The organism is Butyrivibrio sp. XB500-5, from assembly GCF_003625505.1.
Lineage (GTDB): Bacteria > Bacillota > Clostridia > Lachnospirales > Lachnospiraceae > Butyrivibrio.
Genome location: NZ_RAIS01000005.1, coordinates 206,069 through 219,394, shown reverse-complemented (window position 1 = coordinate 219,394; position 13,326 = coordinate 206,069). Strand labels below are relative to the sequence as shown.

At 40.7% G+C, this 13,326-nt stretch carries 12 protein-coding genes; 11 read left to right on the top strand and 1 reads right to left on the bottom strand.

What is annotated here, in order from left to right; all coding sequences use genetic code 11:
- Positions 1-12: 12 nt before the first annotated feature.
- Positions 13-894, bottom strand: coding sequence for a tetratricopeptide repeat protein (locus D6856_RS10565; protein WP_120686851.1), 882 nt, complete (start codon positions 892-894; stop codon positions 13-15).
- Between the two features lie 746 nt (positions 895-1,640).
- On the opposite strand from D6856_RS10565, the gene D6856_RS10560 reads away from it, so the two are divergent.
- From D6856_RS10560 to D6856_RS10510, 11 genes are all read left to right on the top strand, one after another.
- Positions 1,641-3,362, top strand: coding sequence for an XAC2610-related protein (locus D6856_RS10560; protein WP_147367831.1), 1,722 nt, complete (start codon positions 1,641-1,643; stop codon positions 3,360-3,362).
- A gap of 21 nt (positions 3,363-3,383) precedes the next feature.
- Entirely contained in the window at positions 3,384-3,845 is a 462-nt protein-coding gene (locus tag D6856_RS10555) for a hypothetical protein (protein ID WP_120686849.1), read from the top strand.
- A gap of 97 nt (positions 3,846-3,942) precedes the next feature.
- Positions 3,943-4,737: an LptM family lipoprotein gene (locus D6856_RS10550; RefSeq protein WP_120686848.1), complete on the top strand. Its 795-nt coding sequence runs from the start codon at positions 3,943-3,945 to the stop codon at positions 4,735-4,737.
- Positions 4,738-4,772: 35 nt separating this feature from the next.
- On the top strand, positions 4,773-5,207 hold the full coding sequence (locus tag D6856_RS10545; RefSeq protein WP_120686847.1) for a zinc ribbon domain-containing protein: 435 nt from the start codon (positions 4,773-4,775) through the stop codon (positions 5,205-5,207).
- Positions 5,208-5,232: 25 nt separating this feature from the next.
- Positions 5,233-7,008 (top strand): hypothetical protein, encoded by a 1,776-nt coding sequence (locus D6856_RS10540; RefSeq protein WP_120686846.1) that lies wholly within the window; start codon positions 5,233-5,235, stop codon positions 7,006-7,008.
- Between the two features lie 202 nt (positions 7,009-7,210).
- Complete coding sequence (locus D6856_RS10535; protein ID WP_120686845.1) at positions 7,211-8,251, top strand: ATP-binding protein; 1,041 nt, start codon at positions 7,211-7,213, stop codon at positions 8,249-8,251.
- Entirely contained in the window at positions 8,244-8,882 is a 639-nt protein-coding gene (locus tag D6856_RS10530; RefSeq protein WP_120686844.1) for a sugar transferase, read from the top strand. The genes D6856_RS10535 and D6856_RS10530 overlap by 8 nt, the downstream gene beginning before the upstream one ends.
- Positions 8,839-9,783, top strand: coding sequence for a 1-aminocyclopropane-1-carboxylate deaminase/D-cysteine desulfhydrase (locus D6856_RS10525; protein ID WP_120686843.1), 945 nt, complete (start codon positions 8,839-8,841; stop codon positions 9,781-9,783). Before D6856_RS10530 ends, D6856_RS10525 begins: the two co-directional genes overlap by 44 nt.
- 27 nt (positions 9,784-9,810) lie before the next feature.
- Positions 9,811-10,785 (top strand): ATP-grasp domain-containing protein, encoded by a 975-nt coding sequence (locus D6856_RS10520; RefSeq protein ID WP_120686842.1) that lies wholly within the window; start codon positions 9,811-9,813, stop codon positions 10,783-10,785.
- 1 nt (position 10,786) lies between these two features.
- The gene (locus tag D6856_RS10515; protein WP_120686841.1) at positions 10,787-11,887 is read left to right on the top strand and encodes a glycosyltransferase family 4 protein; all 1,101 of its coding nucleotides are present in this window, start codon (positions 10,787-10,789) and stop codon (positions 11,885-11,887) included.
- A 26-nt stretch (positions 11,888-11,913) separates the two neighbouring features.
- Entirely contained in the window at positions 11,914-13,230 is a 1,317-nt protein-coding gene (locus D6856_RS10510) for a nucleotide sugar dehydrogenase (protein ID WP_120686840.1), read from the top strand.
- The last annotated feature ends 96 nt before the right edge of the window (positions 13,231-13,326 follow it).

Sequence of the window (13,326 nt, the reverse complement as noted above, 5' to 3'; positions counted from 1 at the left end):
TTTTTATATTAATCATACATGGTAAGACTTACAAATCTCTTCCAGTTTAGCATTAGCGTCGCCCGCAAAAGGCAGTTTGCTGCCGTTTTCAAGAGCTGTTCTAAAGCGATAAATAGCCTCCGGATAATCTTTGGTCTCGTATGCTATTAGGCCCAAATAGTATTGATAATGAATTTTGGTTAATTGAGAAACGCGATGGTTATTTATGTATTTGTTGATCAATTCCTTCGCTTCGTCAAACTGCTTGTTATCAAGTGCTTCCCGAATTATAAAGTTATCCAGTGTAAGATCCAATTGTAGACTCTTTTTGTTGGAAGCTTTTATATTATCAAGTCTGGCTCTATAAAGGGTTGCATTTTCCTTATCGCCTGAATCATAAAAATAAGAGGCCAGTGCAGTTAAAATACGTATGTTAGAGCATCTTTCAGGGCTGGCCGGAATTATTTTTTTATAATAATTCCAGGCGTTCTCATAGTCTTCAATTGAAGAATAAGCTAGTCCAAGGTTTATGATTGCAAATTTGTAATACCTTCTAAAAAAGAAATTATGCCTACTAAGGATCTGTTCGGCATTTATATACTTATCAGGTTCGCACAAGGTAATAAATATTCCGAAAAAGAATAATTCCTGCATGGATAATACAATAGCCATTACCAGAAAACATACGACTACTCTTATCAAGAATAAAGAAAAATTAGCCTTATCAAGCCCGTGGTATATTTCTACAATTTCAAGATCACAGTTCATAAGCGGGAATATATAAAAGGCTCTTTTTAGAAAAAAAGCACCAATAGTGATTAAGACCAAAATATATATAATAAAACTAAGGATTCTGTTTCTTTTAAAACGTGCCGCACACTCTTCAGGTGCCATATTTCTGTATTTTTCTTGCATTCTTTCTCTCCTGATTTCATAAATTTGTGAAGACTTGTTGTGAATAATCTTCCCATATCATAAAATGTTTGTCAAAGGTTATTACTTGATTACAGGCTGTTTTCATAAAGTTGCCTTGACGAGATAATTTCAACAATGTTAAGATGTATGTTAATAAATTGTTGGGTGTTGAACGGATGAATAAACTAAAAGAGAACAGAACATTACTATTTATAATTTTTTATTATATCTATTCAGGAATATATTTTGTCATTCATATGATGGACGCAAAGAACCCTTTTATGACAAGCACTTTGGACTGCGTGCTTGTTATGATAGGGATATTTTTGTGTTTCGCCGGGCTATTCCGCATAAGCGAACCTCGTATATTCCTTATCAAAGGGCTTAAGTGCTTTGCTTTCTGCGATGTTTTTTCTTTGTTTCTTCAGTATTTGTACGGGAAAGACGTTTCACTTTTTTTCATATGGATGAATATCATCCTCAAAGTTTTTATTGCAATTGCATTGATCAGAAGAATATTGGATTATTTGGCGGAGATTTATTGGAAAAACGGCGCAAAGAACAAGAGTGTGAAATTTAAAATGAGAAAATTGCGGCTGGGAATAATTTTTCTGATAAGTCCTGTGATTATTAATTATTTATATGTCGCAGACTTAAGACATCGCAATTTTAATATTATATACGGATATATATTCATTTGTTATTTACTTGGATTAGTACAATATATCCTTTTGCTGCGAGAAAGCATGTCCGGATATGTCAACAGTTTAAGCCCTGAAGAGGAGCCATATGCCCGAAAATGGTTCTTTTATTGGGAGTGGGATCGATATAATCCCATTTCGATAATTGACAGAGTGCTGTCCGCATTTGCAGAGATCTTATTTGGAGATAAAAAAAGGGAGACTATTATTATTTCTGTATCTGCCACGTTGATGTTGCTGACTGTTATTTGCAACGGAATATATGTAGGTGGTAAATACAGAATCGATAATCCACCAACAGAAGAGCTTTCCAAGATTTCTTCGAGTCAAGCGATTAATGCTGATCCGTGTATAGGCTGTCCCGAAGTAGAAAACGGAAGTTTGAAGGTGTATAGATACTCAAAGGATAATCTAACTCCCGTTAACAGTAAGATTCATAAAGTAAAGTATGGGATTGCTACAGATGATGGTGTGAACACAGGTGCTAAATATCCAGTCAAAATAAGCTTTGAAAAGGGTTTAACCGAGGATGGACTCGGACATATAATCGATTATCACGGAAATGTGGTGTTGACGTTGCCTAAGATTGCCCTAAGCCACATTTCGGCAAAAACTAAGTTTTATAGAGAGGTTTTTGCAAAAGAAAGAAGACAAATTAGTTTTGGTAAAATAGATGGAACAGATAGAGTCGTAGTCTTAGGAGAAAATGGTTCTAAAAGGTTGCTGGCAGATAATGGATCTGCGATTTTTTATTCCGAAGTGCTAGGAAGCTATGGAATGTGTGATAAGAATGGCAAAATCATTGTAAAGCCTGAACAGATTGATTACACAAGATCTCGATTGGAAACAGAAAAAATCTGTATGTTTCGTAAGGATGACGGTGCATATATCTACAACTATGATGGTAAGGATATAACCGGAAAAATACTTGAGAGCTACTATAGCGGTTTAGAATTCATCAAAAATGATCATGAATTGGATTGCGTTATTTATTGCTATGACAATACCAAAACAGGAACCGAAGATAAAAATGCTCATGATTATCTTAGAGTGGTCGATTATGAAGGAAATATAATAGCAGACAATATTATATATTGCCGGATGATTGACTCGAACAAGTACCTGCTTACTATGGAAGATAACAGGCAATACATATTGACAGGGTCAGATGGTAAGCCGGTTATAATTGAGGAAGAAGGGGGATTTTTATCTGATGATGAGACTATAAATGAAAAGCTAATGCAAGATGTGAGAATTCGCAGAGGAGAAAAAGTAGAATCCGCCGCATGGGTTGATGAAGAACATAGTTTATACCGCGTTTCGATAGAGCGTACAGAAGAGGTAGAAGGAGAATATGCTCATCTAAGGGACTATTTTTTCTTAAAGAATAATGAAAAAACAATTTCATTTATAGTGGATTATCCTTCAAAAAGCGATTACATGTATAGTGAGCGATACGTGTTTGACGCATGTGATTTTAATGCTGCATATGTTGATGTGAATTTTGATGGACACAAAGACGTCGTCATTTCCTTGGGACATCAAGGCGTTGCAGGAGAAGAAGTACATTGCGCATACATATATGACAATACTGGGGAATTCGTATATACAAAATCATTTGAAATAGTCCCAAATTACTTTATTGATGAGGAAGAGAATGTTCTTAAGGGCTCATACGGATCAGGTCCAGGCGAACACGTAGAACTAACGTATAAATATGAAAATGGCGAATTTGCAAAGATATCTGAAGAGAAGAAGCCTAACTAGATTCAAGGAGTGTTTCGTAAAATGAACAAGATCCGTATAAAGCCAATAATTACACTGATACTTGTGCTGGCACTGCTCGTTTGTGCCACGGCATGCACAAACGGTAAAAGAGCCGGCGAGGAGGCTAAATCTAGCGTAAGCACTGATATAAGTGCCGTAGAGAAGCTGTTTCCTTCATTGGAAGGTGCTACGGAGATCGAGTGGGAGCAGGTTACTTTGGGTAGCGGAGATAGCAGAGTTCCCGGACCGACAGACTATAAATTTCAAGGATACATAGTGTTGTCGGACGATGTGGCTCAGAAATACGCTTCATCCTACGATTTCACAGAGGCTAAGCCGGATGTGACATTTGAAAACATTAAGGAGCGTGAAGGCAACTGGAAATACTCGGAGGATTTCTGCAAAGATATAATTCCCGAGTACTATCCGGGCTCGGTATGGATTGACGGAAATACAATTCTTTTTTCCATGACAACGACATGATCAAGATTATTTGAGTATTAGCTGCAGCATTTCGGTGCTGCCGGTTGTATACATATATATCAAGCTTAGATAAATATATCCAAGGAGGAAAGATGAAATGAAGTTTTTTAGGGGAGCTGTAGCGGCGGTGCTGACATGCACTCTTTTGACGGGTTGCGGTTTAAATGGAGCCGGTAGGTCTTCGGAAGCCAAATATGAAGGTGATGGCTTTAAGACTGCAGAGGCAGCAGCAACATCTTTTGTGGAGGGATTAAGAGATCTCGATTACAACAAGATGCTGAAATCATACGCATGGGAGACGCAGGCAGAACACTATAAGTATGAGAGCGAACTTGACAGGTTTGATTCCTTTATTCCAACAATGCCCGTTCAGATGCCTTCAGACAATGATTTTTATATTTCTGCGAATGCGTCCGGACTTCAAAGCATTGAATGTCGCAGGCTTTATTGCTCTATAGCTTATTATCTTATGAAAGATGATGTTGAAAAGGGAATGGTGATTCCGTTAAAAGATGAAGAGTCAATGAATGATTTCCTTTCAATATATGATAATGAAAGATATAAGGATTTCACCAAGATAAAAAATCTAAGATTTGTCTCTCCTGAAGAGGTTCTCGGAGATGCTTGTTCAATGGATGAATATAATGAGAAAGCTCAGATAAATTATGAGCATTATGGAGCGGATGAGGTTGTGAGCTTGGCAGCTCTTGCAGATGTTGGAGATAAAACTTTTTATTATTTCCCGACAGTGGCTCGTTACGGGGATAAGTGGTATGTTGTAAGCTCATGGAGCTTAATCAGCAGTTATCTTCAAATGGACGCATATACGCCATTTAAGATTACAAATGAAACGCCTAAAGACTGGATAAATAAGCAGGATAACGAAGAATAAACTATGAAAATAGATTAAATACAAAGGAGAGAGATATGTTTATAGTATGGGGCACAGAAACCAAAAGAAAGGATTATCAGTCAGTAGGACCGGTAATCTGTCCAAGCTGTGGAAGCTACGGAAGATACAATATTTTTAAAACGTACACGGTTTTGACGTTCTTTTTCTTTATTCCCACATTTAGATGGGGTACACAGTATTATGCAGAGTCAACTTGCTGCGGAGCATTGTATGCGCTCGATAAAGAGGTTGGAAAGGCAATAGCAAGCGGAGCACCCATAGAGGTAAGACCTGAGAATTTGAGCCTTATCAGAGGAGGTTATGTTCAGCAGACACAGCCTGTACAGTCCGCACAGCCTGCTCAGCCTGTGCAGATCGTCAAAGATGTAGAGATGAAAAAGTGCGCTCAGTGCGGCACCGAAACATCTTCAGACGCATTGTTCTGCCCCAGCTGCGGCACGAAGTTTTGATTGTAATATAAGGGAAGAGTAATAAATGGAAAGGTCGAAGTTTAATTCAGGTACAATAAGAAAAGCTTTTTTGGCTATAGTGGTTTTTAATTTTGCGAATCTGATTCTGCATTTTATCAGCTGCTATTTTCCTGTTGTTTTCCTGCAGTTGGACTACGGCCTTTACATAGCTAAGATTTCGATATATCTGGCTTTATATCTGTTTCTTAAAAAGAATTTCGGAAATTGCTTTATTGTTTGCCAAAGATTTATTATGGCAACAATAGTGTTGGATGCGGCGGAATTATACATGTCCAACATGAGAAACGGAAATTTTTCGTATATTTTGCTGTTGTTTGTTCTGTTTAAATTTATACTCGATTGCCTTTTATTCATGGAATATAAGTGTATCGCGATGCAGGAATCGTTTGTTGATCGCGATTACGAAAAGGTATTGGTAAACAGGGAAAATAATAGCTGGATCAAATTCAATATATTCATTCTTACTTGCTTTGGTGCAGCTTTTTTTTCTAAACAACCACTTCTTTTATTCTTTACAGTTTTCATGCTGATTGTCAGATTTGTGTATGAGATCTTGATAATCAGAAGTGCTTCTCTCGGTTTTAGATTTTACGAAGGGCCCAAGGTCTTTGTTGAAGATAAGACACTTACCTGGATGATCCATAGAACAGGTTTTTATAGGAAGAATAAAAAATGCAATCCTGTTTTGAAAAAGTGTTTGCTTGGAGCTGTCGGAATCATATTGCTTTTGGGATTATATGCGTATTTTTCATATGATGACAATATGGACCATGTGCAGCTTTCGAGTAAGCAAGAGTTAAAATATCGGGAGACCGAAGGTATTTCCTGTTATTATGTCTCTAATAAGATGCCCGAGTGGACAGGCTTAAGAAGAGAAAAATTCGGATTTACCAATAATGAGACCGGAATGGATACGGGTGCTCGGTTTAAAAGTATCGACTTCGATAAAACCGGAATAACTTGGGATGGCGATGATAAGTACATTGACAGAAATGGCAATACGATTACTATGATACCGTTTGCTGCACTGATCACCACATCGCATAGGCAGCACATTTTAAGGTATTTTGTGACTAACAGTCCCAGATTTTTGGATGGATATACATATGATTATTACGGACATGCATATGATGATCACGATGATTGTATAGATTACTGGAATTCAATGTCGGAACTGCGCGATAAATATTTTAATAATTCAGATTATTTTACCCCGGCTTTTCAAAGCGGAGTAACCGTTTTCTACAGTGGTTTTTATGATTGTTATGGGCTTTTAAGAAAAGACGGGACTATTGCTGCGAAGCCTGTATATAGATGGCTAGAACCTAATGATGATAGCAGCTTGGCCTATATACAAGATAAAAGAGGAAACCACGGAGTAATCAATTCCGATGGGAAGGTGCTTATAAAGCATATTAATTTTAGGTCTTGGGATTTTTACCTTTTTTCTAGTGACATAGGTGTTTTTGCATTTGAATCATGGGATGATAAATATATATACCAAACCGATAACGGTGAAAGGCTATATCATCTGATGGACAAGGACGGCAATGAGTGGGACGGCTTGTATTCATTTATGGTACAAGGTACTCAAGTAAAAACATTTCACAAATACACAGGTGACTATGAGTATACAACAATAGCCGTATCAGATGGAAAAATATTGTTTGAGTCCGATCAATATGAGGAATTCATCGGTGAAAAAGAAGATGATGGAAGGGTTACCGAACTTATCGGAATAAAAAAGTCCGGTGAAAAAGAAACGATATATTTGGAATAAAACACAGGAGCAATCGGTCCAAACCGCCGATTGCTCCTTTTTCATTGACTTCTCCTTGGTTTGGTGTATATTAATAGATATAAAGAGATATAAAAGGATATAAAGAGATATAAAAGAATTTTGAAGATATAAAGAGATATAAAAAGATATAAAAGAATCTCAAAGATATAAAGAGATATAAAAGAAACAAGTGGAGGTAAAAATGCAAAATCCGTTTTCAATTTCATTCGGAACACTTCCAACTCAATATATTTCAAGACTTACGCAGGCTAATCAGATACTTGATACATTCCGTGCAGATAAGCCTGCCAATCACGTATATATGCTTACGGGCATCAGAGGTTCGGGTAAGACCGTCATGATGACGGACATATCCGAGAAGCTCAGAAAAGAAAAAGATTGGATCGTAGTGGAGATAAGTCCCGAGAGGGATATGCTCGAGAGTTTGGCGGCTGCGCTTTATGCAATTCCTGAACTACATGCTCTTTTTATTAAAGCGAAGCTGGATTTTTCAGCCTTGGGACTGGGAGTGTCCATCGAGAGCGCTGCTCCGGTTACGGATATTGATGTTGCTGTCGGAAGAATGCTTGAGCATATCACAAAAGCAGGCAAGAGAGTCCTTATAACAGTTGATGAAGTGACCAATAATCCCAATGTAAAGGTGTTTGCAGCGGCTATTCAGATATATCTAAGACGCGGATATAATGTGTTCCTGATCATGACAGGACTCTATGATAACCTGTACGATCTGCAGAATGAAAAGACACTTACATTCCTGTACAGAGCACCGAAAATCATAATGGACCCGCTCAATTACACAGCAATAGTCTCGCATTATAAGAAAACATTTGATATTGATAATGGCAAGGCGGAGTACATGGCCAAGCTCACAAAAGGCTATTCGTTTGCTTTCCAGGTACTCGGATATCTTATGTGGGAGAGCAAGAACAAGGATATAGACGAGCTTCTTCCCGAGTACGATCAGTACCTTGATGAGTATATTTATGATAAAATATGGTCTGAAATGTCAGAGACGGACAAAAAAGTTGTCGCCTATATCGCAACAAGCGGTGAGACCAATGTCGGCAAGATAAGAAAGCACCTTGATATGACAACGCCGCAGTTTTCAGTGTACAGAGACAGGCTCAAGAGAAAAGGCGTTATCAGCACGGCGCAGTACGGCTATATTTCGCTTCTTTTGCCCAGGTTTGATGAATATGTGAGGATGCATTCGGATGTCTAATTCATTTTACGCCAAATACATAAAAAGACTCATCGACATAATCCTGTCGCTGCTCGTTATAGTGCTGTTTTGCTGGCTGTACGCGATCGTGGCGATACTTGTTAGAGTTAAGCTCGGAAGCCCCGTACTGTTTAGGCAGGCGCGCCCGGGCAAGGATGAGAAGATCTTCAACATGTTCAAGTTCAGGACCATGACGGATGAGAGAGATGCAAACGGCGAGCTTCTTCCCGATGAAATAAGACTTACCAAGTTCGGAAGCTTCCTTAGAAAATCCAGTTTGGACGAGCTTCCCGAGTTTTTTAACATCCTAAAAGGCGACATGTCCTTCATAGGCCCGAGGCCCCTTCTTGTTAAGTATCTTCCTTACTACAACGAAAGGGAACGCCTTCGCCACAGCATAAGGCCCGGACTTACCGGATGGGCGCAGGCTCATGGCAGGAACGCAATCTCTTGGGAAAAGAAATTTGAATACGATGTCTGGTATGTGGAACACATGTCGTTCCTTACAGACATTAGGGTTATAATAGATACCGTAAAGGCAGTACTTCACAGCGAGGGAGTCGTTTTAAACGCATTGGAGGATTTTGATGAATACAGGAAACATCAAACCCACACCGATACACAAACTTGATGATAACGAGCTTTCTTTCCTTTATGTCAAAAGAGAGGACATGATTCCTTACTCTTTTGGCGGCAACAAGGCAAGAAAAGCTCTGTTGTTTTTTGAAGAGATAGACAAAAAAGGCGCGGACGTTGTTGTAACCTACGGAAGCAGCCATTCCAATCATTGCAGAGTCGTAGCCAATATGGCGGCAGCAAGGAACATTCCCTGCATCATTATAGGCCCCGAGGAAGTAAGTGATACGACCTACAACAGCGTGCTTATGGAGCTCTTTGGAGCCAAGATCATAACGGTTCCCATAGACAAGGTGCATGACACTATAGAAGCAGAGCTGGCGCGCCTAAGAGGCGAGGGCAAGAACCCTTATTTTATCCAAGGCGGCGGGCACGGCAACATCGGAACCGAGAGCTACGTAAGATGCTACAAAGAGATAAAGTCCTATGAAAAAGAGACGGGAATAAAATTCGACTATATCTTTTTTGCCACGGGAACAGGCACAACTCAGGCAGGACTCGTCTGTGGACAGCTGATGGAAGAGGATGACAGACATATCGTCGGGATCAGCATCGCAAGAAAGAATCCAAGAGGCCGCGATGTTGTGCTGGACAGCATCTATGAGTATCTTGATGCCAAGGCTTTTTCTTATGATAAGAGCGATGTCGAAGCAAAGACTGTGTTTATCGATGATTACACGGGCGACGGCTACGGCAAGGACAGCAAAGAGATAGAGAACATTATAAAAGAATCCATGATAAAATACGGAATGCCGCTTGATGCCACGTATACAGGCAAGGCATTTTGCGGAATGAAAGACTACATCAAAAAGAATAACTTGGAGGATAAGAAAATTCTTTTTATCCATACAGGCGGAACGCCGCTATTCTTCGATTTCCTGAACGGAATGAAATAAGATAAATACTGATAATGGAGCATAGAAATGAATATTTTGGTACTAAGCGCAGGAACAAGAGATAAGGTTGTCAGATACTTTAAGGAGACCCTTAAGGGCAAGGGAAACGTGATCGCGACTGATTGCAGCAACTTAGCGCCTGCGATATATGACGCCGACAAGGCTTACATTGTTCCCAGGATTGATGCGCCCGATTACATCGACAAGGTCATCGATATCTGTAAAAAAGAAAAAATAGACGGAGTCTTTTCACTGATAGATCCCGAGCTTTCGCTTATCGCTAAGGAGCGTGCGCGGTTTGAAGAAGTCGGAACTACGCCGATCGTATCAAGCTACGACCTTTGCGAGATGAGCCTTGATAAGTACGCGATGTACAAGTTCCTTACGGAAAAGGGCATCTCAACAGGAAAGTGCTACATCGACAAGGATAGCTTTTACAAGGCAAAGGCAGCAGGCGAGATTGCTTATCCCGTCTTCGTTAAGCCAAGACTTGGAAGTGCCAGCCTGAACATCAACATGGTTAATACCGACGAGGAGATAAACACTCTTTTTGATATATACGACGATCTCATGATCCAGGAATACATGAAGGGACAGGAGTACGGCGCCGACATCTACATCGACATGATCTCGGGCAAGTGTGTTTCGATATTCCTTAAGAAAAAGATCAAGATGAGAGCCGGCGAGACCGACAAATCCGTTTCGGTAAGGGATCCCGAGCTTTTCGATAAGCTTGCGCAGTTTGCGGAGGAGAGCGGATACAGGGGAATGATCGACGCGGATCTTTTCCTTGATAACGGCAAATGGTACCTCTCCGAGATCAATCCGAGATTCGGCGGCGGATATCCTCACGCATACGAGTGCGGCGTCAACTTCCCGCAGTTTGTTATAAATAACCTTGAGGGAAAAGAAAATGCTCCATCGATAGGAGAATACAAAGAAGGCATCTACATGATGAAATACAACGATCTGTTGGTGCTTCCGGAGAGTGAGCTTATCTGATATGAAAAAAGCACTGATACTTGCAAATTCATCAAGCGGCTTGTACGACTTTAGAAATGAGCTGCTGCTCGGGCTCATGGATGAAGGCTTTGAGGTTGTGGTAAGTCTTCCCGATGACCTCAAGAACAAAGAATTAAACGACGAGGGCTGCAGAGTGGTCCACACCGATATTAACAGGCGCGGAGTCAATCCCGTCCAGGACCTCGGACTTCTTTTTTCTTATATCAAATTAATAAAAAAAGAAAAGCCGAGCGTGGTCATCACATATACCATAAAGCCCAATATCTACGGCGGCGTGGCTTGCAGATTCTTAAGAGTTCCCTATGTGTCAACGGTCACGGGACTCGGAACTACCTTTGAAAGAGGCGGAGTGCTGCTAAAGCTCATAGTGTTCATGTATAAGACGGCGCTCAAGAAATGCCGCTGTCTCTTTTTCCAGAACAGTCATAACAAAGACGTATTCGAAAGTCACGGCATTAAGGCCAAGAAGCACGTTGTTGTGAACGGCTCCGGAGTTAATCTTGATAAGCACAAGAAAGAAGACTATCCCGGACACGCGGACGATGTGACGAGATTTCTTTATATCGGAAGAATTATGAAGGAAAAGGGGACGGACGAGTACCTCTATGCGGCAAAAGAGCTGCATAAGAAGTACGGTGACAGAGTTTCTTTTGCCGGAATCGGTTATTTCGACGACGAGTACGAGGATAAGGTAAAAGAAGCGCAGGAAGAGGGCTATTTCAAGATGATATCTTATCAGCCCGATATTCACCCTTATATAAAAGAAAGCGATGCGATCGTTCATCCTTCTTATCACGAGGGAATGTCAAACGTCCTTATGGAGGCTTCTGCGACCGGAAGGCCCGTCATTGCTTCTGATATCAGCGGATGCAGAGAGATCGTTGATAAAGACAAGTCGGGATTTCTGTTTGCTCCAAGGGATAAGGAAGCTCTTTTACAGGCTTTGGACAGATTCATGGCACTTAATATAAATGAGCGCAAAGCCATGGGAGAAGCGGCTCGGAGCTATGTTGAGCAGAAGTTTGACAGGAGTAGTATAATATTGACGTATATTAATGAGATAAAAGAGATTATTATCTAAAGATATTATTTTGTGGAGGAATCACAATGGGTTTGTATGAAAAGCTCCTTTCGGGAGAAGAGAAATTATCACTTGTAGGACTTGGATATGTCGGCATGCCTATCGCCGTAGCATATGCCAAGAAGATCAAGGTTGTAGGATATGACTTTAATGCGGATAAGGTTGAACTTTATAAAAAAGGAATCGACCCCACAAGAGAAGTCGGAGATGATGCGATCAAGGAGACAAGCGTAGAGTTTACCGCTGATCCTGAGAAGCTTAAAGAGTGTAAGTTCCACGTAGTAGCGGTTCCTACACCTGTTAACGACGATCACACACCTGATCTTTCACCTGTAGAGGGAGCAAGCCATACACTTGGTAAGTACCTTACAAAGGGAAGCATCGTAGTTTACGAGTCAACTGTATATCCCGGAGTAACTGAGGATATCTGCGTGCCTATCCTTGAGGCTGAGTCAGGACTTAAGTGCGGCGTTGATTTCAAGGTAGGATATTCACCCGAGCGTATCAACCCCGGTGACAAGGTGCACAGACTTGATACTATTACCAAGATTGTTTCAGGTATGGACGAAGAGACTCTTGAGGAAGTAGCTAAGGTTTACAGCCTTGTTGCTCTTGCCGGAGTTTATAAAGCACAGTCTATCAAGGTTGCAGAGGCAGCCAAGGTTATCGAGAATTCACAGCGTGATATCAATATCGCTTTCATGAACGAGCTTTCAATGATCTTCCACAAGATGGACATTGATACAAAGAGCGTTCTCGAGGCAGCCGGAACAAAGTGGAACTTTCTTAAGTTCTTCCCCGGTCTTGTAGGCGGTCACTGCATCGGCGTTGACCCTTACTACCTCACATATAAGGCTGAGGAGCTCGGATATCACTCACAAATCATTCTTTCGGGACGTAGAATTAACGACGATATGGGTAAGTACATCGCCGAGTCCCTTGTAAAGAACCTTATTTCAGCCGACATCGCGGTTAAGAATGCCAAGGTTGCTATCCTCGGATTCACATTCAAGGAGAACTGCCCCGATACACGTAACACCAAGGTTATCGATATCTACAACGAGCTCGGAGAGTACGGAATCACTCCCGTTGTTGTCGATCCCGAGGCTGATTCTGACGAAGCTAAAAGACTCTATGGCATCGACTTTGACAGCATTGATGCCGTTAAGGATATGGACGCGGTTATCGTTGCGGTTGCTCACAAGGAGTTTGAGAGCTACAAGCCCGCTGATATCGCGAAATTCTTCAATGCTTCCCACAAGACCAAAGTGTTCATGGATCTTAAGGGAATCTACGATATGAACGATTATAAAGCGCCTGAGTTCGACTACTGGAGGCTGTAAAGTAATCACTTAGCGAGGTATTTTCGAGCTTAGTGTACTACTTTGTTCCGGCGAGCGAATGCGAGAGCGGAACTTCCTTATAATTTTGAAAAGAGG

Coding starts and splice junctions, on each gene's coding strand:
- D6856_RS10510 (WP_120686840.1), top strand. CDS start 11,914: ATGGGTTTGTATGAAAAGCTCCTTTCGGGAGAAGAGAAATTATCACTT.
- D6856_RS10525 (WP_120686843.1), top strand. CDS start 8,839: ATGAATACAGGAAACATCAAACCCACACCGATACACAAACTTGATGAT.
- D6856_RS10530 (WP_120686844.1), top strand. CDS start 8,244: ATGTCTAATTCATTTTACGCCAAATACATAAAAAGACTCATCGACATA.
- D6856_RS10550 (WP_120686848.1), top strand. CDS start 3,943: ATGAAGTTTTTTAGGGGAGCTGTAGCGGCGGTGCTGACATGCACTCTT.
- D6856_RS10515 (WP_120686841.1), top strand. CDS start 10,787: ATGAAAAAAGCACTGATACTTGCAAATTCATCAAGCGGCTTGTACGAC.
- D6856_RS10560 (WP_147367831.1), top strand. CDS start 1,641: ATGTCCGGATATGTCAACAGTTTAAGCCCTGAAGAGGAGCCATATGCC.
- D6856_RS10565 (WP_120686851.1), bottom strand. CDS start 894: ATGCAAGAAAAATACAGAAATATGGCACCTGAAGAGTGTGCGGCACGT.
- D6856_RS10540 (WP_120686846.1), top strand. CDS start 5,233: ATGGAAAGGTCGAAGTTTAATTCAGGTACAATAAGAAAAGCTTTTTTG.
- D6856_RS10555 (WP_120686849.1), top strand. CDS start 3,384: ATGAACAAGATCCGTATAAAGCCAATAATTACACTGATACTTGTGCTG.
- D6856_RS10520 (WP_120686842.1), top strand. CDS start 9,811: ATGAATATTTTGGTACTAAGCGCAGGAACAAGAGATAAGGTTGTCAGA.
- D6856_RS10535 (WP_120686845.1), top strand. CDS start 7,211: ATGCAAAATCCGTTTTCAATTTCATTCGGAACACTTCCAACTCAATAT.
- D6856_RS10545 (WP_120686847.1), top strand. CDS start 4,773: ATGTTTATAGTATGGGGCACAGAAACCAAAAGAAAGGATTATCAGTCA.